Origin of the sequence: Vibrio sp. SCSIO 43153, assembly GCF_023716625.1 — a bacterium.
Lineage (GTDB): Bacteria > Pseudomonadota > Gammaproteobacteria > Enterobacterales > Vibrionaceae > Vibrio > Vibrio rotiferianus.
Window position 1 is genome coordinate 18,168 of sequence record NZ_CP071856.1, and the last position, 21,278, is coordinate 39,445.

Genomic DNA, 21,278 nt, shown 5'->3' on the forward strand with positions numbered 1-21,278 from the left:
TAATTCCTGACACAATCTATGTGCATAGTCTGATTAATATAGCTATGCATATAATCTCACATCTAAGAAGAAAAGGTTAGTATAGAACCGTAATTAATAAACCTTATTAGGCAAAAAGATACAGTATTAAGTTATTAATTTATTGAGAATTCGCGTCATCTCAAATAAAGCTAATGCTAAAATTGTCGTTTCGTTATAACCAAACGCACGAATGATGATTCTCGTCACTGAAGCGGGAACCATTTTCATGCACTTTTATATATGCCCACGTGATATCGAGGTACTTGGTTCAGTTCAGCAATTAACAACTGGTAGGCAATAGCGATTGCGCTGCGTTGTTGTCCTTGAACTTGAATCACTGGAGGCACACTGAATGCTTCACTTCGAAGTCACATGGATATAATCATACAGTTAGAAGAATCATTACTTTGAATAAAGCAGACCTGACTTTAAATTGTGATATTGGTGAAAGCTTTGGTGCTTGGAAAATGGGCGCTGATGAGCAGGCAATGCCCTATATTGACATGGCAAATATTGCCTGTGGATTTCATGCGTCCGATCCCTGTGTCATGCATGACACTATTCAACTTGCCAATCAACATGATGTTGAAATAGGAGCCCATCCTAGCTACCCGGATTTACAGGGATTTGGAAGAAGAAGTTTGCGTATGACCGATGAAGAAATTACTAACATGGTCATCTATCAAGTTGGGGCACTTCAGGCACTGTGTAAGGCACAATACACCGATATTGGCTATATAAAGCCCCATGGTGCGCTATACAATGACATGATGCAGAGCGACAGCGTATTTCTTGCTGTCGTTAAAGCCGCAGCACTATTTAAAGTCCCATTGATGATTCTCGCCTCTCAAGAAAATGAAAAGTATCTCGAAATAGCAGATGACTTTGACGTCCCCTTATTATTTGAAGCGTTTGCTGACCGTCTTTACCAAGATGATGGAATGTTAACACCAAGAGCGCAACCTAATGCGGTGTTAAACAGTGAACACGCTATCCTAGAACAAGTCAAAATGCTTGCAGAATCAGGGCGAGTCAAAACCGCGTCTGGGCAATACATTCTATTAGAAGCAGATACAATCTGCGTCCATGGAGATAATGACGAGTCTATCGCTTTGATTCAAAAGATTCGACAAAGTCTCTACACCGGAGGAAATTAATGAATCAAGGGCAGTTCTCTATCTCTCCCATCTCGGAGTGCAGCATTTTAGTTCGCTTTCACGAAGAGATTACGGTTGAACACATTGGTGAATTAGCACATCAAATTACAGATAAGCTTAGCCATATTGTCATGAATGTCGTTCCTTCACACCGAACCATTTTAATCGATTACCTGCCCTTTAGAATTCATGAGTCCCAAATCCTGCAAGAGCTAAACCACATCATCGCTCGTTTTGATGTGCAGTCTATGGACAATAAGCAACCTAACTATATTTCAATTCCAGTTTACTACTCTGACGAAACCGCACTTGATTTAGATCGCTTTAAGGATATTGGCATATCATTGGCGCAGATAATTGAACTGCATACCCAATCCGTTTTTACGGTATCAGCGATCGGATTTGCTCCGGGTTTTGCATTTCTTTCAGACGTACCAAAAGCATTACAGATGCCAAGGCACAAAACTCCGCGCACTTGTGTCCCTGCAGGCAGTGTTGCTATAGCTGACAGTAAAACGGCAGTGTACCCATCAGACAGTCCGGGAGGCTGGAATATCATTGGCCGAACGCCTATCTCATTGTTCACTGATACACCTCCGTTTATTCCTTTCGAAGTTGGTGACAAGGTCACCTTTGGTTCAATAACAAAACAAGAGTACATCAACTTAGGGGGCAAATTATGAGTTTTACTGGCTTGATCGTTGAAAAACCGGGCTCGCTCTCTTTGATTCAAGATTTTGGTCGTTTTGGGCTAGCACACCTTGGTATCACACAAGGTGGTCCTGTTGATGACTACGCTTACAGTTGGGCAAATCACCTCTTAGAGAACCCTGTTAATTGCTCGACCATTGAAATCACCTTGGGTAATGCCAGCTTTAAAGCGCTAGAAGACTGCCATCTGGCGATTTGTGGTGGTGATTTAAACGCTTCCATAAATGGGAAGCCAATTTCCAATTGGTCTGATTTTTCATTAAGAAAAGGGCAAACACTCAAGTTCGGTATGCCACGTAACGGCCTACGGTCATATCTAGCAGTTAAAGGCGGATTTGAAGTCGAGAAACACTTAGGAAGTACTTCCACTGTGGTAAGGGAGTCTTTAGGCGGAATCGCGCGAAATGGTGATGCGTTAAAAGCTGGTGATATCATAGGATTCAAGCCACATCCCGTCCCTACTCGAAAATCTAGGCAAATGACTTTTCGCTTCAAACCGGATTATAACCTCCCTATCACGCTTCGAGTCATTGAGGGCTACCAGCATAATGACTTTTCCCCAGAATCAGTAAGCGAGTTCTATTCTGGACATTTTGAAATCTCACCGAATTCTAATCGCATGGGATATCGGCTAGAAGGTCAAACGATCACCCCCCCATATGAAGGCATTTTATCAGAAGGCATTGCACTCGGTTCAATTCAAATTCCTAACGATGGCAACCCAATTATTTTGCTTAATGATCACCAGACAATTGGCGGTTATCCAAAGTTTGGCTGTGTTGCAAGAATCGATTTACCGCGCCTAGCCCAAGCTAAGCCAGGACAATCCGTTAGCTTCGTACAAGGAGATAGACAAGGGTTGCAAGATGTTTGGTGCCAATGGGCTCAGTTTTTTGGCTATTGAGCCCATATAGTAAGCTGATGGTTGGGAGTTAGCGTTACAATCCGTAACGCTCAGCCAATGCTTTTGGATAACCTCGCTCTTGAGTGAGGTTGACAGCGAATCTCTCCACCTCATCTTCACTCCAGCTAACGGTCGCGGGATGTTGTTGCTCTATATTGTCATTAGGTTCAATGCCGAACCAACACTGTGCCATTTTTTGTGCTGCAAGTAATGTCGATGATGCCTTCACGACTTCTATACGAGCATAGTTTTTATCTTCAAACGTGACGTCAGCCGCTCGTAACACCGGGTCTGTCCCAGGGATTTGCTGTGCACCAAATAATGCCTTCCCACCTTTAACTGCTTCGTGGAATTCCGGAATGAACTGCGCCATGTGCTTTATCGCGTTATCGGTACGTTCATCCAAAGCCTCTTGTCGCCAACCATTACGAATTTTCGACAACAGACGAGTTGGTAGTTCAGGCTGTGCCGATGCCGTCGAACTCTCGACTAAACCATCGTCGAACAATGTAATGCCTTTGGTCATGCCGTGTAGCTGAAAATACCCATCGCCATAAGGCGTTAATTGAGCCATACCTTTATCGGTACCACGAGGACCATGAAAAATAACTTCTGGCCATTGCTGAGAACATTCATTCCAACGTGTAACGTAAGCAGCTTTGAACTCCACAAGTCGATCGCGCTTTACACCAATCGCATCGTCTACTGCCCCCGTTTCAAAGCCACAAGCATTAACCAAGTAATCACAATACAGAGTTTTTTGCTCATCAGCTTGAAGGTAAGCCAGCTCCCAATCAGAACCATTCCAATGTGTTTGCTTAAGTTCTGCTTGCGCAAATACATCAACATTTGGAAGTCGCTCTAGGGTCATATTGGCCACAGCAGCAAGCCTGAATACACTCCACCCATATTCTTGAACGGCAACGACTGGATATTTTAGAGTATCGAGATCTGCATGCTGAGCAAATGGAATACACCATTCATCAATACTTTGAGGCTGTTTAGGTTGGATCTGCTTTGCAAGTTCCAAGAGCGCTTCTTTTGAGTACAACTTATAATACTCTTCAGGCCTCCCTAGCACTTGGTTACGCTCATCTTTCGACACAAGAGTTTGATAAGCTTGCTTAATGATGTCTAAACGCGGTAACAAGACTGCTGGATCACCGCCATCCGAATGTGGAACGGCAATAATAGTTGGACGGATGTTCAATGAGTGAGGATACAGACGAATCGTATCAATAGATTGGGTAAGCAAGTCTAAGCACTGTTGCTCAGATATTTCTCGGTAAAGGTTACCACCCGCGTGTAAGTGACAAATCGGAGGGCCATTAACCAAAGAGACCCCTTTCTCAATCACAGACACTTTAAAACCTAGTTCGGCAAAATGAATGGCAGCAGTAGAGCCTGCTACTCCTCCCCCAACAATAGCGATGTGTTTATCTTTACGGCTTGAAAACTCAGACTTCATTGCTTCACTGAAAACTTTATAAGAACAAATGTTTACTTAAGGTGGATTCTACTCGGGTTTGTGAACGATTAAAATCACAAAAAGTTCATGGGTTTGCGTTTGTTAAGGGTTTACGTAAAAAGTTACTTTTGAAAGCAAAAAAATTCCAAAAAAAATGCTTGACGAGATTGTAGAGAACCCCTGTTTTTGCACCTATGTGAATAATATTTTTCCGCTAACACCCATGGCATAAAGCCTGCGGAAATACCCCTTATAACTATGACTTCAGTTATCCCAAAAGTTATCCACTGTTTTTGTGGATAACTAAAATAAAACTGTCATGGAGTACTCCCGCAGTCGTTAAATACAGGCTATTTAAGTGTTTACGGGCGTCAACAATCTTTTCAACAGACTCATGACCACCAGCGCAAGTACGACAAACGTCACAAATGGCAAAGCTATCCACAATTCAGGGTGGATCTGTGCATTAAGTTCAAACCCATAAGTCATTACCGTTGCTACACAAGCTTCTGCCGCAAATACGGCAACCCCGCTCGCCACTATCGCCATGATGCCATATTCAGCCCACAGTGTCGTATTGATACGCTTCTTGCTTGATCCTAATGTTCGGTATAGTCGGATCTCTTGTTGACGCTGAGATAGACTCAATCGAAGTAACGTGAATATCAATAACAGTCCCGAAACAACACCTAACAATGCTAGGATCGTTATCGCTGATACAATCTGTTGAATCAATTCTTGAATTTTATTTCCCATCGTACGAATGTCGAGCACAGACACGGTCGGGTGCGCTCGTGACATCGATGTTAACAGCGCTTCGTTATCCTCATTAATTCGATAACTGATCAGGTATGAGCCAGGCAAACTGGCCATGACGTCCGAAGAGAATATGAAATAAAAGTTCGGTTTCATATCCCGCCATTCAACATGACGAATGCTGTCTACTGTCGCATCGAAGTTCTGACTGTTGATAACAAATCGTAATTTGTCGCCCAACTCAATGCCAAGCTCACTGGCAACTTCCGCTTCTACCGATACACTGCCTTTGTTGGTCCACTCTCCAGAAAGAATGTCATTGTACTCTGGCAGAAAATCTCCCCAAGTAAGATTGAGTTCACGACTCACCGCGTCAGAGCCCTGACCTTCTGATTTTAGTTCTTTAACGCTGACGTCATTAATTTCCGATAATCTACCCCGAATGATCGGGAAAGCCTGTGACCGCGTCACGTTATTATTATCTAATGTTTCCAAATAGCTATCTAACTCATAGTCGGCAATGTTCAAAGCGAAAACGTTAGGAGCATCCGCTGGTAGTGTCCTCGCCCAATCGGCAAGAATGTCACTACGAACTAGCCAGATAATTGAAAGCAACATGAGAGAAAGTGATAAGGCACCAAACTGCAAACCACTCGTCACTGGCGTACGGTTAATTCGACTGAGTGCGAGTTTCATCGCTGGGCGAGTTGAGAAGCGAGCAAATAATTTGGTTAATGCAACACTCACCGCAGCAAGTACAACAAACAGTCCCGCGATGCCTGCAAGCACAATCCAAACCAACGTATTATTTGCGTAAAGAACAAGTAATGGTACCACCGGCACTAGAACCAACCACATACGTTTCCATGAACGCTTACCTGAACTTTGTTGAAGCACTTCAAGGGCTGGTGTTTTAATCAACCCAAGTAGAGGAATACCCAAAGCAGGCACTGTGATGAGAACCGCAGATACAACTGAAATTAAAATTGGAGTGACACCGTAACTTGGTAGTGGATTAGGTAGCAGATCTTTTAATGGAATTCTCAATAAATATTCCAAGCCGCTACCAAGCAGCAAACCTACGATGCTCGCACTAACCAACAAGATGGTAACTTGAATCAGCAACCATTTTTCAATCCAACGACGACTAGCACCCAGACTCTTCAGCATCGCGATAGTTTGGGTTCGACTGTTTACGTAGCTTTGGCAAGTTAAAACCAACGTTGTCGCCGCCATGATGATGACAATTGCCACGGTCAATGAAAGATACTGAGTCGTGCGCTCAAAAACTTCATTACTTCGGCTTGCCGTATCTTGCGTACGCCAACGATCACTTGGCGAAAGCTCAGTACTGTCTTGCAGTTGTGTTAGTGTCGCATCATCCCCTTTAAGGAATAAGCGATATTGCACTCGGCTACCCACCTGAATAGCCCCTGTCTTATCAACGTCACTGTTATGAATGTAAGCGGAAGGCATTTGTTGGAAAGGGTTAAAGCTCAATCCGGGTTCCATTAAGACTGCACCAGAAACGGTGAAATCGGCATCGCCTATTGTGACAATGTCACCCTTGTCTACATCCAACTGCGCCATAATGCGTTCATCTAACCACAGTTGGTTTTCTTTGATATGGCCTGACGAGTTGTTGTCGAGCACTAAATCCCCCATCAAAGGGTATTGCTCGTCAACCGCGCGAACATTAATGAGCTGCATACCCGAATTACTAAAAGCCATGGTAGCAAATCGTGTCATGGAAGATCGTTGCATCTCATCAGTAGCAGCTAGTAACGTGTCTGGGATTGGATTGGCAGATACAAACACCGCGTCTGCCGTTAAAGCGTCCTTACCTTGCTTAACAATCACTTGCTCCATTCGTTCAGCTAATGCAGAAAGCGCAAAAATACTCGCAATCACTAATATCAGTGCAACACTGATCGGCCACAGATTGCCTTGACGTATTTCACTTAAGCTCCAGCGCAATAGGCTTTTGTTTGGTGATTGTTTTACATGATTGCTAGCTTGAGTTTGCTCTTGTTCTCTGGAAGAGATCACGGTCATATTGTCTCCTCCTGTAATTCTCCTGCTTCCATTCGATATACTCGGTCACAACGGCTGGCTAAGTGACTATCGTGCGTTACAAGTATTAAGGTCGTGCCATGTTGTTCATTCAAATCAAAGAGGAGCTCAATAACTTTCTCTGCCGTTTGGTGGTCAAGGTTTCCAGTCGGTTCATCCGCAAATAAGAGTTCTGGCTGAGTCATGAAAGCACGTGCAAGCGCCACACGTTGTTGCTCGCCACCGGATAACTGACTTGGCAAGTGAGTTAGGCGCTGTTCAAGCCCCACGGCAGTGAGCAGCTCTTTCGCTCTTGCATCATTCTCAGCTTCGCCACGTAAAAGACAAGGTAGGGTCACGTTTCTTAACGCATTTAAACTTGGGATTAGAAGGAAACTCTGAAAAACGAAACCCAGTGAGTCTGCACGAATTTTGGCACGTGCTTCATCGTCTAATTTTGACAACTCATGACCGAGCAATGTGATTTCACCTGAGGTTGGTGTATCCAATCCGGCAAGCAATGTCATTAGTGTCGATTTACCCGCCCCAGAGGTGCCTACAATGGCGATCTTTTCCCCTTTTCTAATGTCAACATTTACATTTTTAAGGATTGTTAAATGCTCGTGATTAGTAGAGACTTGTTTAGAAACCAAATTAGCTTGAACAATAGGTGCTTTAAGTAAAGGTGTTTGCATGATTCGTATACTTTCCTTAGTTCTCTTTCTCTGTCTTTCCGCGACTACTCAGGCAAGCGAAAAATTGCTTGTTTTAGGAGACAGCCTAAGTGCTGGCTATCAAATGCCAATCGAGGAGAGCTGGCCCAGCTTACTTCCTGATGCGCTATTAGAACATGGTCAAGATGTAAAAGTTGTAAACGGCAGTATCTCTGGAGACACTACAGGTAATGGCCTTGCTCGTTTACCATCCCTCCTTGAGCAACATTCTCCCGATATAGTCCTCATTGAGCTCGGTGCTAACGACGGTCTTCGTGGTTTTCCACCTAAACTTATTACGTCAAACTTATCGAAAATGATTACCATGATCAAAGATTCTGGTGCGAATGTGATCATGATGCAAATCCGTGTTCCACCCAACTACGGTAAACGCTACAGCGATATGTTCTATGACATTTATCCGAAATTAGCTGAGCACCAACAAGTCACTCTGATGCCGTTCTTCTTAGAGCAGATCATCGTAAAACCCGAATGGATGATGGACGATGGCTTGCACCCTAAACCAGAGGCACAACCGTTTATCGCGGACTTCGTTGCCCAAGAATTAGTTAAACATCTCTAATTTTACTGGTCTAGCTCAATAAGTTTTACCAAACTTTACGTTACTCTGAGCGGTATCTTATTCACCAAGGTCAGATAATAACAATGCAAATAGAACCGTTAATTAAAGGTGTTGTCGCTCGCTCTGCACATCCGTATGGGTGCCGAGCTTCTATCAAAGAGCAAATCGATTACGTACAACAAGCACCACAAATCAAAAAAGGCCCCAAACGTGTTTTGATCATCGGTGCTTCTTCCGGTTTCGGTTTAGCAGCCCGCATCGCCCTCACCTTTGGCGGTGCAGAAGCCGACACTATCGGAGTCTCGTTCGAGCGAGGCCCTTCTGATAAAGGAGTTGGTAGCGCGGGTTGGTACAACAATATTTACTTCAAAGAAGAAGCCATTCATCACGGCCGTACCGCCATAAATATCGTCGGCGACGCATTTTCCGATACTGTTCGTAGCCAAGTAATTGAAGCTATCGAAACTTACTTTGAGGGTGAAGTCGATTTAGTGATTTATAGCTTAGCAACAGGTATTCGCCCTAAAGCAGGATCTGACGAGTTCTGGCGCAGTGTCATTAAGCCAATTGGCGAGTCCGTCACTGGTGCATCTATCATGCTAGAGAACGACCAGTGGGTTGAATCAACGCTTGAACCAGCAACCGAAGAAGAAGCTGAAGCAACGATTAAAGTTATGGGTGGCGAAGATTGGGAAAGCTGGATCGACGCACTAATCAACTCCGAGTCGGTGGCAGAAGGCTGCAAAACTATTGCGTTCTCTTACATGGGACCAGAAGTAACCCACCCTATCTACCTTGATGGCACTCTGGGTCGCGCAAAAGTCGATCTTCATCAAACCAGCCACGCTCTCAATATCAAGATGGCAAACTTTGGAGGCGGCGCGTACGCAACCGTATGTAAAGCTCTGGTGACCAAGGCTAGTGTTTTTATACCAGCACTAAGCCCTTACCTGCTTGCTCTATACCGAGTGATGAAAGAAAAAGGCACGCATGAACGCTGTATAGAACAAATGCAGCGCCTATTTACGACTAAACTGTATGACCAAGAAAAAGTACCCGTCGATGGTGAGCGTTTGATTCGTATTGATGATCTTGAACTCGATCCTCAGGTACAAGGAGAAGTGTCGCTATTATTAGAGCAAATGAATGCGGAAAACTTCAAAGATCTTGGTGACTACGAAGGCTTTAAAGATGAGTTTATGAAGCTAAATGGCTTTAACTTTGAAGATGTCGACTATTCACAAAGCATTTCTATGAAGACATTGAAGGCGCTAAAACCTTAATTTCTTCAGTCTCACTACTGAGATAGTGCGCAGTATTTCAAAGTCCTGAAACGTTTTCAGGACTTTTTTTTGTTTCAGAACCCGTCACCCCTATACTTATATAAAACAAGTGGTAAAAAGCTAAAACAATAAAAACAACAAAATGTATTTTTCACAGGACGTGAATTTAAGGGAAAGGATGACCTTATGGGAACATTTCAAACACTAGATTATGAAATCCCAAAATCAATGCGTAAGAGTTGGCAAAACATAGTCAATCTTTTAGCTCGCATCGCCGATGTGCCAACGACACTGATAATGCGTGTCCATCCAGAGCACATTGAGGTGAACACTGCCAGCGAAACACCGGGGAACCCCTATCGCGTCGGGGATAAAGAAGAGCTTGGGCACGGGTTGTATTGTGAGCATGTCATTGAAAATAAGCGCGAGCTAAACGTACCTAACGCGCTGCTTGATGAGCAATGGCAAGATAACCCAGATATTAAACTAGGGATGATTTCCTATTGTGGCCTTCCACTCTATTGGCCAAACGGTGAAACCTTTGGCACCATCTGTATGCTCGACACACAAGAGAATCAATATTCCGATACTTATCGTGAGCTATTAAGCACGTTTAAAGAATCAATTGAAGCGCAACTCGCTGTTGTTTTTCAGCAGCACAAACTCTTACGATTGAATAATGAACTTAAACATCGGGTAGAAAACCGGACGACGGACCTTGCCCAACTCAGTTACTCATTGACGAAAGAAATTGACCGCCGCAAAGCCGCTGAGAAGCAAGTGGATTACCAACAAACTCATGATCAAGGGACTGGTTTTTTGAATCGCGGGGCCCTTGAAGCGTTCTTAGATGATACGCTGAGTGCAATGAATCACGACACAGAATCTTTAGTCGTCCTTAACATCGGTTTCAGTAACGCGCGCAGCATTCAGACGAAGTATGGGTTCGAAGCCTTTGACGAAGTGCTTAAAGAGTTTCGCTTCCGCCTCGGCCACAGTGAGTCAAGTTATTTCATTACAGGAAGACCCAGCTCTAACGACTTGGTGATTGTTGTTTCGGGTGAGAACATCGAATCAAAAGTTCAGCACCTATTGGAAGACATTACTCACATTAGTGTCGGTAACTTCTATATCAATGAGAGCGAAGTCCACCTACATTCTTACATTGGCGTAGTTCAGGCAAGTAAAAGTAGTTACGCAAAACAGCTGCTACAGAATGCCTGTTACGCAATGCTGTTATGTAAAGAATCCGGTGAGTCATTCAGTTATTTCTGTGAGAGTCACACTCAAGCTCTCAATAACCATAACCAATTAGAAAGCTATTTACTTCAAGCCGTGCGTAATGACGACCTAATGTTGTACTTCCAACCTAAAGTGCTGCCCCATACGCACAAGTGGATTGGTGCAGAAGCTTTGTTGCGTTGGCGCCACCCAGTGCTCGGAGATGTTTCAAATGAAGCTTTAATCCATATGGCAGAACAAAATGGATTGATATTTGAAGTGGGCGCGTTTGTTCTTCGCACCGCTATCGACAAGGCGAAGCAATGGTCTGAGCTGGTAGACAACTTTAAGATAGCCGTGAACGTCTCTCCAATTCAGCTACAGAATGTTAATTTTGCCGAGCAAATTGAGCACTTGCTGGAAACCTTCCATTTGCCTGCGCACTTCCTCGAGTTGGAAGTCACTGAAAGCGCGCTCATTGCCGACGAAGTTGTCGCACGCAACACACTGAATAAACTTCACAAACTAGGCGTGACATTGTCACTTGATGATTTTGGTACTGGTTACGCATCGTTCAGTTATTTGAAGAAATACCCTTTCGACGCGATAAAAATCGATAAGAGTTTTGTGCAACAAATGGAAAAATCTGACGATGATAGAGCCATCATTTGTTCGATCATTCACATTGCTAAAAAGCTCGAACTTCAAGTGGTCATCGAAGGGATCGAATCCCATCAGCAAGAGCAATTTCTAATTGGAGAAGGTTGCGATATCGGACAAGGCTTTTTGTATGGTAAACCCATGCCTTGCAATGAATTTGAGCAAAGTTTGTTTAATCAAAACCTATTAGGTGGTCAATACCACTATTCTTCCTAAGCATTTTCTTTACTCTGATAGCGGTGGTTTCTATAATCCCCGCCCGCTTCCAATAAAAAGGCCATTATCTTCATGGATCAGTTGACTGCCACGCTTAAGAAAATCGAAAAGCAGAACTACCGCGCATACCAACAAATCAAAGGTCAGTACGACTTTGGTGATTTCGACTTGTACATCGACTATGTACAAGGTGACCCATATGCTTCTGCTTCTCGCCTACGTGCTACTCGCGCTTGGTCTTTAACCGGTCTTGAATGGCTAAAAGATGAATCTCCGGCATTCAAACGTGCAGCACGCGATTTCATTGCTCGCAGCTTTGATGAGTTTGCAAAACAAGAAAATGCAGTCTCTATTGCACTTAACGGTCAAACGGTTCTAGATAACACAGCTGTGCTCTTTACTGAGGAAGGCATCGAACTTCGTTTTCGCGTAAACCTACCTGCTGAAGGTCGTTCTGTTTTAGGTAAGAAAGCCAATAACATTCTAACCTTCTACTTACCGAAATTCGTTCGTCGTGCAACACTTGAACGTGAACTTAATAAAGAAGCTTTGATTGAACACTGTAAAGTTGTAGAAGACCAAGCCGCTTTGCGCGAGCAATTGGAAGTGAATAACCTTATTGCTTTCGTCGCTAATGGTAGTGTACTTCCTCGTATTGCAGGTAACTGTGATTTACCAATGAAAGACGCAGTGGAGTTCAAAGCTCCAGAGTCACTGCAAGTAACACTGCATGCGCCAAATAAAGGCTATGTGACTGGTTTGGGCATTCCTAAAGGTATTACACTGATTGTCGGTGGTGGCTTCCATGGTAAATCAACGCTATTGAATGCAATTGAGCGCTCTATCTACGATCACATTCCTGGCGATGGCCGTGAGTACATCGTTACTGACGCTAATGCGATGAAGATTCGCGCTGAAGATGGTCGCTGTGTTCATCATTTGAATCTGTCGAACTACATCAACCATTTACCAATGGGTAAAGATACGGCAGATTTCTCTACACAAGACGCTTCAGGTTCAACCTCTCAAGCTGCTTGGCTGCAAGAGTCTATTGAAGCAGGCGCAAGTTCACTGCTTATCGATGAAGATACCTCAGCAACCAACTTTATGATTCGTGATGAACGTATGCAGGCGTTGGTCGCTAAAGGCGATGAACCTATTACACCGCTTGTTGACCGAATCGGCCAGTTGCGCGATGAGCTCGAAATTTCAACTATCATCGTTATGGGTGGTTCTGGTGACTATCTAGACGTTGCTGACACGGTAATCCAAATGCACGATTACCAAGCCGTAGATGTGACAGAAAAAGCAAAACAAGTCATTGCTCAGCACCCTACTCAACGTCATAACGAATCTGAAGAAAGCTTACAAATGTTCCGCCCTCGTGCGTTAAACCGCGTCGCACTGATGAACATTTTAACCGGCGGTAAGTTCCGAGTAAGTGCAAAAGGTAAAGACTCTCTTCGTTTCGGTAAAGAGTTCACTGACCTAAGTGCTCTCGAGCAACTTGAGTCGGCTGATGAAGTAAATACTATTGGTTGGCTATGGTTCCAAATCGCACAGCTACCAGGTTGGTGTAACCACCCAGCAAAAGAAATCGAAGAGATGCTGTCTGGTGAGTGGTACGCAACACTGCCGAAACAAGGCGATCTAGCGAAGCCACGTACTCTTGATGTGATGGCTGCACTAAACCGCATGCGTAAATCTCAGTTCAAACCTTCTCGTTAATACTGAGCAACACGAATAGCAAAAGGCAGCGATAGAACGCTGCCTTTTTTGTTTGAAGTAGATTGGGGAGTATCACAAATAAGCTCAACTTGTTACGTCGTAACATGAAAACTATCATCCGTTACGTAAAACATTCCATGCATCGCATAAAACCCGAAAGCGCTCTGAATCCCCATTATCTCTGTCTGGATGCCAACGTAGTGCGAGTTTGCGCCACTGCTTTCGTATTTCTACTTTAGTAGCATCTGCACTTAACTCAAATAAACTCAGCGCCTTGGCGCGGTCTAAATCAGAAGATGAGCTTCCACCTATATAACGTTGGTATCGACTCCAGAATTCATTAAGCAGCCTGCGTACCTCACCTTCATTAGCTTCGTAATTTTTCCAATCAAGGTAATACTCTCTGAGAGGATCGTTGGTATCGATACTGTGACGAGAGGCTTCAATGGCCGACATCAGGACAATATTCATTGCTTCAACTTGCAACCAGCCATCGGGGTATAACGTTTCTTGTAGCTGATAAAGCGCGTTCATCAGTAAGAAGTTACGTTTAAACAAATCTTTGTCTGGAGATGAATCCAATTGAGGAATGTAACTGCGCTCACTAAGTTCCTGTGCTAGTGTATGGACCTTCCAGTCCGAAGGTTGCTTTTTGAGAATTTCTAGAATGGGCCATAACAATGGGTTTTCCATGTATTGCTGGCTGTTTTGGCAAACGTTACATTGCTCGTCCATGAATCCCCTAACCGTTTTAAGTACCTGTTATTAAAGCTAGTCAATTTGTACCATAAATACAAAAAGGCTGACAGTAATATACTGTCAGCCTTTTGAAGCAAGATCTCGTTAGGTTAAATAACGCCTAACTCTCGTAAACGTTCCATCAGGTAACTGTGCGCAGTGTAACGCTCAGAAAGAACTGTATCTGGTTTAGGGTGGAGGAATAACGGCAGAGAAATACGAGAATTCTCTTGGCGGCCACCAGTTGGGTTGATCACGCGATGCGTCGTTGATGGGAAGTAACCACCCGACGCCTCTTGCAGCATGTCACCGATGTTAATGATCAGATTACCAAAGTCACATGGCACGTCTAACCAGTCACCTTCTTTACTCATCACCTGTAATCCCGGCTCATTTGCAGCAGGCAAAACCGTTAATAAGTTAATATCTTCATGCGCTGCTGCGCGAATAGCGCCTGGCTCTTCTTCACCTGTCATTGGTGGGTAATGCAACACACGTAGAAGCGTCTTGTCACTGTTGTTGATCATTTCAGACAGTGCGATAGAAAACTTCTCTTGCACCTCTTTTGGTGCGTATTCTTCTACCCAACCAAGCAGCTCTTGAGCAAATGCATTTGCACGCTCATAGTACTCTAAGATTTCTTCTTTTAATTGCTCAGGCATCTGACCCCAAGGGTACACATGGAAGTACTCTTTGATGTCTTTTACGGAATGACCTTTAGCGACTTCAGAAACTGATGGAGGAAAATATCCATCTTGTGTTTCAACATTGAAGTGGAAATCGTTCTTTTGCTCTGAGCAAAAAAACTCGTACCAATTTTTGTAAATAGACTCAACTAGCTCTTGAGGGATTGGGTGGTTTTTAAGTACACCAAAGCCCGTTTCGCGCAGTGAGGTGACGAACTGTTGAGCAGCATCGTCAGCAAGATAATCGACAGTTTCCAGTTTCATGACTTAACTTCTTTTTTTATTAGACTGAACGGTGAATTCTATGGATGGGTATGTTGTAAATCAAACTTTAATGAAATGTTTACGCGCAAACGTTTTATTGTTGAGCAGCTTGCCAATATATCAACATAAAAAGTAATCATCTCGCTGTTAAAATTATTAATTGCACACTGTACAATTAAGTGTAATCATAGACTCAGTATTCAATTGAAGGATCAATTTCTGTATGAAAAGTACTTCCACCCTGTTGGGTTTGACCATTTTCTACGCTATCGTTTTCTTGTTCTCTGCCCTAGAACCAAGCTCTCGCGCGGTTTGGTTTGCGGAAATCGTTCCAGCCATCGGTATTCTTATCGCTATTTGGGCTCTTTCTATCCGTTACCAGTTTAGTAACACCGCTTATGTGCTGATGTTTATTTGGCTTTGCCTTCACACGATTGGTGCCAAATATACCTTCGCGGAAGTCCCATTCGATTGGTTTAATAACTTAATTGGCTCTGAACGTAATAACTTTGACCGTGTTGCACACTTCTCTATCGGCTTGTATGCCTACCCTATTGCTGAGTATCTGATTAATAAGAAAAAGATCAACGCTAGTTTTGCATCTTGGTTTGCGTTGTTTGCGATTATGTCACTCGCAGCTGGCTACGAAATCATTGAGTGGTGGTATGCAGCAATCGCTGGTGGTGATGAGGGTATTGCCTTCCTAGGATCACAAGGTGATATTTGGGATGCCCAGAAAGACATGCTGTGTGACACAATGGGTGCAATAGTGTCACTGTTTTTACTGACAACTCAACGTCGATTGGCGAAGCCATTCTAGATAAGGGTTAAAGCCTTCTACTATTGGAACCTGTACGATTTGAGCCACTTCATATTCGTGCAGGTCTTTTATTTTGTCCTCAACTAACGCGTAAAGATCTTTTCGCGTCTTGATGATCAACAACCATTCGTTGTCGCTGCACACCTCACCTTTCCAAACGTAGTGACTTTCAATCGCCATGGTTTGAATGCACGCAGCAAGCTGTCCTCCTAACAAACCTTTAATGATTTCGTCTCGATTCTGTTCTGAACCAGCAGTGCTCAGTACCATACAGTATTCATGTTGTTCGCTCATAACTGACTCTTATTTCATCGTTACCTTGCCACCAATCATTTTGTAGGCAGGTGTTCCTCGTACTAACATATCTCTTGCAAACTCTTGTTCACAACCTGGGCAAATGCAAGGTGTATTGGTGAAGTCTTCAACAATGCGTTCTTTGAAGCATTTCACCAGCGCGCCTTTGCCACCTTTACGATATTTAAACAACTGTGTTTTACATTTCGCGCAATATATCTCAACCGTCTTAGTTGGTTGCTTTTTATTTGGTTTCGCCATCTTTCTCTATTTTTGGTTTTACCCATACGTTGCTGAAATCAAACCATCCAAGGGCATTACACTTAGCGTTTTGTAGCGCACCACTGTGATCTTTATTTACCCCTAGCCAACAGTGGAACATAGGAATAACTTGGCAACTCTTCACGAGTTGTCTACCTAACTCACGAGCTGGAAAATCACTGTGTTGACCAGCTCGCCATTGGTCCACCAGCCCCGCCCAGCGGGAGAAATCGTAACCAACACTAAACTTGTCGATGTCGCTATAATCCAATAACCAACCTGCTAAAGCATCGTTACGGTTAGTCGCTATACCCATAGCTTTAATCCAAACATCCACTGCCTCTGGTGACGGTGGCTGCGTATCATATCGGATGAACTCAACGTCAACCCCATAGGGTTTAAGTAAGGCTTTGATTGCTTTTGCAATAACAGGGAACATCGGATGTTTCTTTTGGTAGGCCACGCAAATGGCCTTGTCTTTTTGAGGTACCTCACCCATTGAAGTTGGTCTGAGGTCAATCCAGCCTGGTTTCAGACCAAAGGCTTGAAGTACCCCCAGTTCGATGACTTTGTCTTGAGGCACATGAGCGTATACTTGGTAACTGTTTAACGTTTGGCTTAGAAATTCAGCCCATCGCGGATCTTTAGCGATACCTGTATTTTTATTCAGTAGTAAGAAAGTACACCCAGGATCGAGCTCGACTTCGTCGGTAGAAGCTTGTTTATCCATTTGCGGCTTGGTTAAGCTTGGGTACACCATCGACGAATACGCCTCATCGATGACCCACACCTCCACTTGGTCAAGTAACGGACGTAATCCAAAATAGCCATCGAACGCCGTTAGGATTAAACGTTTGTCATCGTTCACTTTCACTTGAAATGGCCCGGTGCCCACGGGTTTTCTATCAAACTCCTCTGATCGAAGGGTTTTGGATAACAGTACTTTCGCCTGTGATTCACTCAGCGCGAGCGGCAAGTACTTATCTGGGCGAACCAGATGGATATCCACCGTCCAAGGCTCAGGGGAAATCACTTTTTCGATATGAGAGAAAAGGTTCAGTTCACTTAATGCACTGATGCTTTCAATGACGCAGTCAGTAGAGAGCAATTCACCATTATGAAAACGTACACCACGGCGGAGATAAAAACGCCAGTGAGTATCAGACAGCGCCTCCCAATAATGCGCTAAGTCAGGCTGAAGTTGTTCGTTGTCATCAAGCTTGGTTAAACCACTGAATACCTGGCGGGCAATATGCTGCTCAGACCGACGCATCGGCTTTTGCGGATTTAACATAGCGAGTGGTCGGTAATACGGCAAACGTACCACTTGCTCGCCTTGACGATGTTGGAGGCCAAGGTAACCTTGAATAACTTGGGTAAGCTTGGCAGCGTCATTATCTAACGCTTCCAACGCTTGACCAATCTTGCCTTCATCTAAGTAACGGCGTGCAAGGTTCTCGCTAACATCACTGCGATTACGTTTAAAAATGAGTGTAGAGAGCTTGCCTCGACCAGCGGCAGGATGCCACTCAATCCACCCTTCTTCCTCTAATTTATTGAGGACGATTCGAGCATTTCGGCGAGTACAGAAAAGCGCGTCGGTAATTTCTTCGAGTTGAACTTCCGTGTCATTACCAGAGAATTTTTCAAACAGTGTTTCGAACTGAACACGTAAACGAGGGCTACTCATAAAGAGGAAATTTTAGTTTTCATAACGATAAACTAAGTTTCCTCATTTTTTGCAAAAAGTGCAAACTCAGACGTGCAAATTATTGAATGTCGATGCCAATTTCTTGCGCCAGTTGGCGTAATTGATCTTCAGCGTCGAGTTTGATCGACCATTTACTTTCCGCTCCATGTGCCAATACAACGTTTGCACCGCGACCAAGTAATTGAATAGCATCGGTTTGAGCTTGCATTGTAACCATTCCATTACCGCTCAGTTTAATGACGATTTCTCGCTGCGTTGCGATAATTTTTCCAAGAGAAAATTCTATAACCATCTTCGCTGTCTTCTCTCTTACACTGACTTTTCTTTCTGGTGTTTAACAGCAATTGTTAATCTACTGGTGCAGACTAATCGACCACGTTCATCGGTGATTTCAATTTGCCATACCTGAGTTGAAACACCAAGGTGGACGGGCTTTGCAGTACCAATAACATGTCCACTCCGCATAGCTCGAACATGGTTTGCATTGATGTCTAAACCAACACAGTAACTGCCCTCACCTACGCTAAAGTTTGCGGCAAGCGAACCTAACGTTTCAGCCAATACTACAGACGCACCACCGTGAAGCATGCCAAGAGGCTGATGAGTAAAACTACAAACAGGCATAGTCGCAGTAAGCGAGTCATCCGTAAAATCGGTATAGACGACTTGTAGATGCTCCATCATGGTATTTTTTGAGGTGGCGTTAAGAATGTCTAAGTTAATTGGCTTTTTCCAAATACTCATTTTTCGCTCTTATCTCGTCCCGTATCGCACTGGACGGTTTATCTATGAAAAGTGCGCCTAGCATAGTCCTGATCGCATCGCGACTTCAAGGTCAAACGCAAGTCTCAACGTGATCAACATAATGACTTAACGTTTCTTTACTAAGCGTTATACTATTGGTACAAAACAAAAAATATTTATATGGACCCCGCTATGAGAACATGGATTAAAGCCTCAGTACTTTTGACCGTTGCAGGTCTAACAGCGTGTAGCTCTTCGCCCACTGGCCGTAACCAAATTTTGATGTTTTCCGACCAAGAGATGTCATCGCTCGGCGCAAAGTCATTCGACCAAATGAAGAAAGAGATACCAATCAGTAAAGACAAAAAGACCAATGCCTACGTTCAATGTGTTGCGAAACAAATCACCAACACGATTCCGCCTCAAGCAGGCTTCAAAGAGTGGGAAGTGGTCGTGTTTGACAGTCCTCAGGTAAACGCCTTTGCTTTACCCGGAGGTAAAATTGGTGTTTATACCGGCTTACTGAAAGTGGCGAAAAACCAAGATCAACTTGCAACGGTCATCGGCCATGAAGTCGCACACGTTTTGGCTGATCACAGTAACGAGCGTTTGTCTCAAAGCCAGTTAGCCAATGCAGGGCTATCACTTGCTAATGTTGCAATCGGTGCGTCTGAATACAAGCAATACCAGCAGATGACGATGGCGGCGCTTGGTGTGGGTGTTCAATACGGTGTGATTCTTCCTTATGGACGAACGCAAGAATCTGAAGCCGATATTGTTGGCCTTGGATTTATGGCAAAAGCTGGCTTCGATCCTAACCAAAGTGTCGATCTTTGGAAAAACATGAGCGTTGCAGGTGGGGCTCAACCACCAGAGTTTTTCTCAACCCACCCATCGCACAGCACTCGTATTAGAGATCTACAAGCAACCATTAAAACACTGCCAGCGTCTAACGTTAAAGCTCCTAAGTGTGGTTGATTCAAAACTCAAGGCACTCTAGTTAAGAACTGTCCTTAAATTGCAAACAATAAGAGCTCCATTTCGGAGCTCTTTTTATTCGTCTGTGTTTTTACTTAATGCGTCTACGTAGCTAAGATCTGCAAAGGCAAGCTTAACAAGCTGTCTCCTAACCCAGCAAAGTACCAAATGATGGCAATAAAGCCACCGACAGAAACCAAGTACCAAGCAAACGAGAACAGTTGCCCATATCGCGTTAATGGCAGCAAATGACTGTGGTGTCGAGTTCGCCATTCCATTCCCACCTCTAACATCCCCATCAATAGCAAGAAACCAAGCAACGTTAAGCCGAAGGTGTAACTGATGTAGATGCCAAGCAACGCCGTGACAATACTCCCTGCCAAACCAATCCATGTATTCATTGAAAAGGTGATACTTTTAAGAACATGTCCGCCATCTAATGGCAAGATCGGCAGCAAGTTGAAGAGGTTTAACAAGGCGTTAAACACAGCAAGGCCCGCAAAGATCATCTCCCCTGTCATCCAATACAAGACCGTGAATAGAATGCTGAGGACTAACCCAAAGAACGGTCCCATGATGGAGATAACCACATCTTGCCAACGTGTGTTTATCTTTTCATCGCTTAGCGCTAAGCCACCTAAAAATGGGATGAGATAGATACCTTTGGTCTTCATACCAAAGTACTTCATTGCTCGGATATGGCCATATTCGTGAAAAACCAAACACGCCACCAATGCAAGGGCGAACTCAATCGAAAACAGCCATGAGTATGCCGCAAGGCTTGCAGAGGCTAACGCCACCTTAATGACTTTCGCGCTTTTCAATGCTTTCATGCCGAGCGACACAATACCAATTAGACTAAAACGCTTTTCTGTCGGTGGCGGTTCAACTGGTACTTGACGTTCGATGTCTTTTTCGTCACGAGCCCCTTCGATAACCAGTGAGTCATTCACTGTCGCTTGATACTTAAAATCAAATGGTTGCCAGTTTAGTTCACAGCTCAATTGGCAATGTAAAACATCCTCTCCAGCAGTGAGCTTGAACTCATGCTGTGTCTTGCCTGAGTCATCATCGCTCGCAGCAATCTGCGACACTAAGGTGTTATCCCAAAACAGTTGTTGCCAACCCGCCATTGAGCCTTCAAGCCTGAGCGACTTTCCTAAAAATTCAATGTGTAGTAATTCCAACGCGATTTCCAATGCGATAAACACAAAGTGCGAATTATGCCTGCAATGGCATCGAACGAAAAGCATGTTAACAACACGTATTTGATTAGCTTTTAATCATAAGATTTACAAAACAACTCTGG

Annotated in this window: 20 protein-coding genes; 9 read left to right on the forward strand and 11 right to left on the reverse strand. The window is 43.9% G+C overall.

Annotated features, from left to right (window positions below; genetic code table 11):
- The first annotated feature begins 422 nt into the window (after nt 1-422).
- From J4N37_RS16250 to J4N37_RS16260, 3 genes are read left to right on the forward strand one after another with little or no spacing between them, the layout of a single operon-like run.
- Nucleotides 423-1,178: a 5-oxoprolinase subunit PxpA gene (locus tag J4N37_RS16250; RefSeq protein WP_252043313.1), complete on the forward strand. Its 756-nt coding sequence runs from the start codon at nt 423-425 to the stop codon at nt 1,176-1,178.
- The gene (locus J4N37_RS16255) at nt 1,178-1,861 is read left to right on the forward strand and encodes a 5-oxoprolinase subunit B family protein (RefSeq protein WP_252042761.1); all 684 of its coding nucleotides are present in this window, start codon (nt 1,178-1,180) and stop codon (nt 1,859-1,861) included. The genes J4N37_RS16250 and J4N37_RS16255 overlap by 1 nt, the downstream gene beginning before the upstream one ends.
- Nucleotides 1,858-2,793 carry a 5-oxoprolinase subunit C family protein gene (locus J4N37_RS16260; protein ID WP_252042763.1) on the forward strand — a complete coding sequence of 312 codons (936 nt, stop codon included), beginning with the start codon at nt 1,858-1,860 and terminating at the stop codon, nt 2,791-2,793. Before J4N37_RS16255 ends, J4N37_RS16260 begins: the two co-directional genes overlap by 4 nt.
- A gap of 34 nt (nt 2,794-2,827) precedes the next feature.
- On the opposite strand, the gene J4N37_RS16265 is transcribed toward J4N37_RS16260, so the two are convergent.
- From J4N37_RS16265 to J4N37_RS16275, 3 genes are all read right to left on the reverse strand, one after another.
- On the reverse strand, nt 2,828-4,261 hold the full coding sequence (locus J4N37_RS16265) for an FAD-dependent oxidoreductase (protein ID WP_252042764.1): 1,434 nt from the start codon (nt 4,259-4,261) through the stop codon (nt 2,828-2,830).
- A gap of 354 nt (nt 4,262-4,615) precedes the next feature.
- Nucleotides 4,616-7,072: an ABC transporter permease gene (locus J4N37_RS16270; RefSeq protein WP_045385260.1), complete on the reverse strand. Its 2,457-nt coding sequence runs from the start codon at nt 7,070-7,072 to the stop codon at nt 4,616-4,618.
- Nucleotides 7,069-7,764 carry an ABC transporter ATP-binding protein gene (locus J4N37_RS16275; RefSeq protein WP_010451815.1) on the reverse strand — a complete coding sequence of 232 codons (696 nt, stop codon included), beginning with the start codon at nt 7,762-7,764 and terminating at the stop codon, nt 7,069-7,071. Before J4N37_RS16275 ends, J4N37_RS16270 begins: the two co-directional genes overlap by 4 nt.
- Here J4N37_RS16275 and tesA point away from each other — a divergent pair.
- The 4 genes from tesA to J4N37_RS16295 all read left to right on the forward strand — a co-directional run bounded on the left by tesA (nt 7,763) and on the right by J4N37_RS16295 (nt 13,473).
- A complete protein-coding gene (tesA, locus tag J4N37_RS16280; RefSeq protein WP_252042765.1) occupies nt 7,763-8,365 on the forward strand; it encodes a multifunctional acyl-CoA thioesterase I/protease I/lysophospholipase L1 in 603 nt (200 codons plus the stop codon). The two genes, J4N37_RS16275 and tesA, sit on opposite strands and share 2 nt — an antisense overlap.
- Before the next feature lie 83 nt (nt 8,366-8,448).
- Nucleotides 8,449-9,648 (forward strand): enoyl-ACP reductase FabV, encoded by a 1,200-nt coding sequence (gene fabV / locus J4N37_RS16285; RefSeq protein ID WP_088880171.1) that lies wholly within the window; start codon nt 8,449-8,451, stop codon nt 9,646-9,648.
- Between the two features lie 186 nt (nt 9,649-9,834).
- The gene (locus tag J4N37_RS16290) at nt 9,835-11,745 is read left to right on the forward strand and encodes a bifunctional diguanylate cyclase/phosphodiesterase (RefSeq protein WP_071234499.1); all 1,911 of its coding nucleotides are present in this window, start codon (nt 9,835-9,837) and stop codon (nt 11,743-11,745) included.
- 72 nt (nt 11,746-11,817) lie between these two features.
- Nucleotides 11,818-13,473 (forward strand): ABC-ATPase domain-containing protein, encoded by a 1,656-nt coding sequence (locus J4N37_RS16295; RefSeq protein ID WP_252042766.1) that lies wholly within the window; start codon nt 11,818-11,820, stop codon nt 13,471-13,473.
- A 114-nt stretch (nt 13,474-13,587) separates the two neighbouring features.
- Here the strand turns inward: J4N37_RS16295 and J4N37_RS16300 are convergent, their stop codons facing one another.
- Nucleotides 13,588-14,208: a DNA-J related domain-containing protein gene (locus J4N37_RS16300; RefSeq protein WP_252042768.1), complete on the reverse strand. Its 621-nt coding sequence runs from the start codon at nt 14,206-14,208 to the stop codon at nt 13,588-13,590.
- 113 nt (nt 14,209-14,321) lie between these two features.
- Entirely contained in the window at nt 14,322-15,161 is an 840-nt protein-coding gene (locus tag J4N37_RS16305; RefSeq protein WP_010451829.1) for an isopenicillin N synthase family dioxygenase, read from the reverse strand.
- A 223-nt stretch (nt 15,162-15,384) separates the two neighbouring features.
- Between J4N37_RS16305 and J4N37_RS16310 the strand changes: the two genes are divergently transcribed.
- On the forward strand, nt 15,385-15,981 hold the full coding sequence (locus J4N37_RS16310; protein ID WP_045385246.1) for a DUF2238 domain-containing protein: 597 nt from the start codon (nt 15,385-15,387) through the stop codon (nt 15,979-15,981).
- On the opposite strand, the gene cutA is transcribed toward J4N37_RS16310, so the two are convergent.
- The 5 genes from cutA to J4N37_RS16335 all read right to left on the reverse strand — a co-directional run bounded on the left by cutA (nt 15,943) and on the right by J4N37_RS16335 (nt 18,991).
- Nucleotides 15,943-16,275, reverse strand: a complete 333-nt coding sequence (gene cutA, locus J4N37_RS16315) for a divalent-cation tolerance protein CutA (RefSeq protein ID WP_045385244.1) — start codon at nt 16,273-16,275, stop codon at nt 15,943-15,945. The two genes, J4N37_RS16310 and cutA, sit on opposite strands and share 39 nt — an antisense overlap.
- A 9-nt stretch (nt 16,276-16,284) precedes the next feature.
- A complete protein-coding gene (locus tag J4N37_RS16320) occupies nt 16,285-16,536 on the reverse strand; it encodes a hypothetical protein (RefSeq protein ID WP_045385242.1) in 252 nt (83 codons plus the stop codon).
- Complete coding sequence (locus J4N37_RS16325) at nt 16,520-18,226, reverse strand: SgrR family transcriptional regulator (RefSeq protein ID WP_252042769.1); 1,707 nt, start codon at nt 18,224-18,226, stop codon at nt 16,520-16,522. The genes J4N37_RS16320 and J4N37_RS16325 overlap by 17 nt, the downstream gene beginning before the upstream one ends.
- Before the next feature lie 79 nt (nt 18,227-18,305).
- Nucleotides 18,306-18,539 (reverse strand): DUF3389 domain-containing protein, encoded by a 234-nt coding sequence (locus J4N37_RS16330; RefSeq protein ID WP_138942431.1) that lies wholly within the window; start codon nt 18,537-18,539, stop codon nt 18,306-18,308.
- A 17-nt stretch (nt 18,540-18,556) separates the two neighbouring features.
- The gene (locus J4N37_RS16335; protein ID WP_252042770.1) at nt 18,557-18,991 is read right to left on the reverse strand and encodes a hotdog fold thioesterase; all 435 of its coding nucleotides are present in this window, start codon (nt 18,989-18,991) and stop codon (nt 18,557-18,559) included.
- A gap of 192 nt (nt 18,992-19,183) precedes the next feature.
- On the opposite strand from J4N37_RS16335, the gene J4N37_RS16340 reads away from it, so the two are divergent.
- The gene (locus J4N37_RS16340) at nt 19,184-19,969 is read left to right on the forward strand and encodes a M48 family metallopeptidase (RefSeq protein WP_033005025.1); all 786 of its coding nucleotides are present in this window, start codon (nt 19,184-19,186) and stop codon (nt 19,967-19,969) included.
- Between the two features lie 104 nt (nt 19,970-20,073).
- Here the strand turns inward: J4N37_RS16340 and J4N37_RS16345 are convergent, their stop codons facing one another.
- Nucleotides 20,074-21,102, reverse strand: coding sequence for a site-2 protease family protein (locus tag J4N37_RS16345; RefSeq protein ID WP_252043314.1), 1,029 nt, complete (start codon nt 21,100-21,102; stop codon nt 20,074-20,076).
- Nucleotides 21,103-21,278 lie beyond the last annotated feature (176 nt).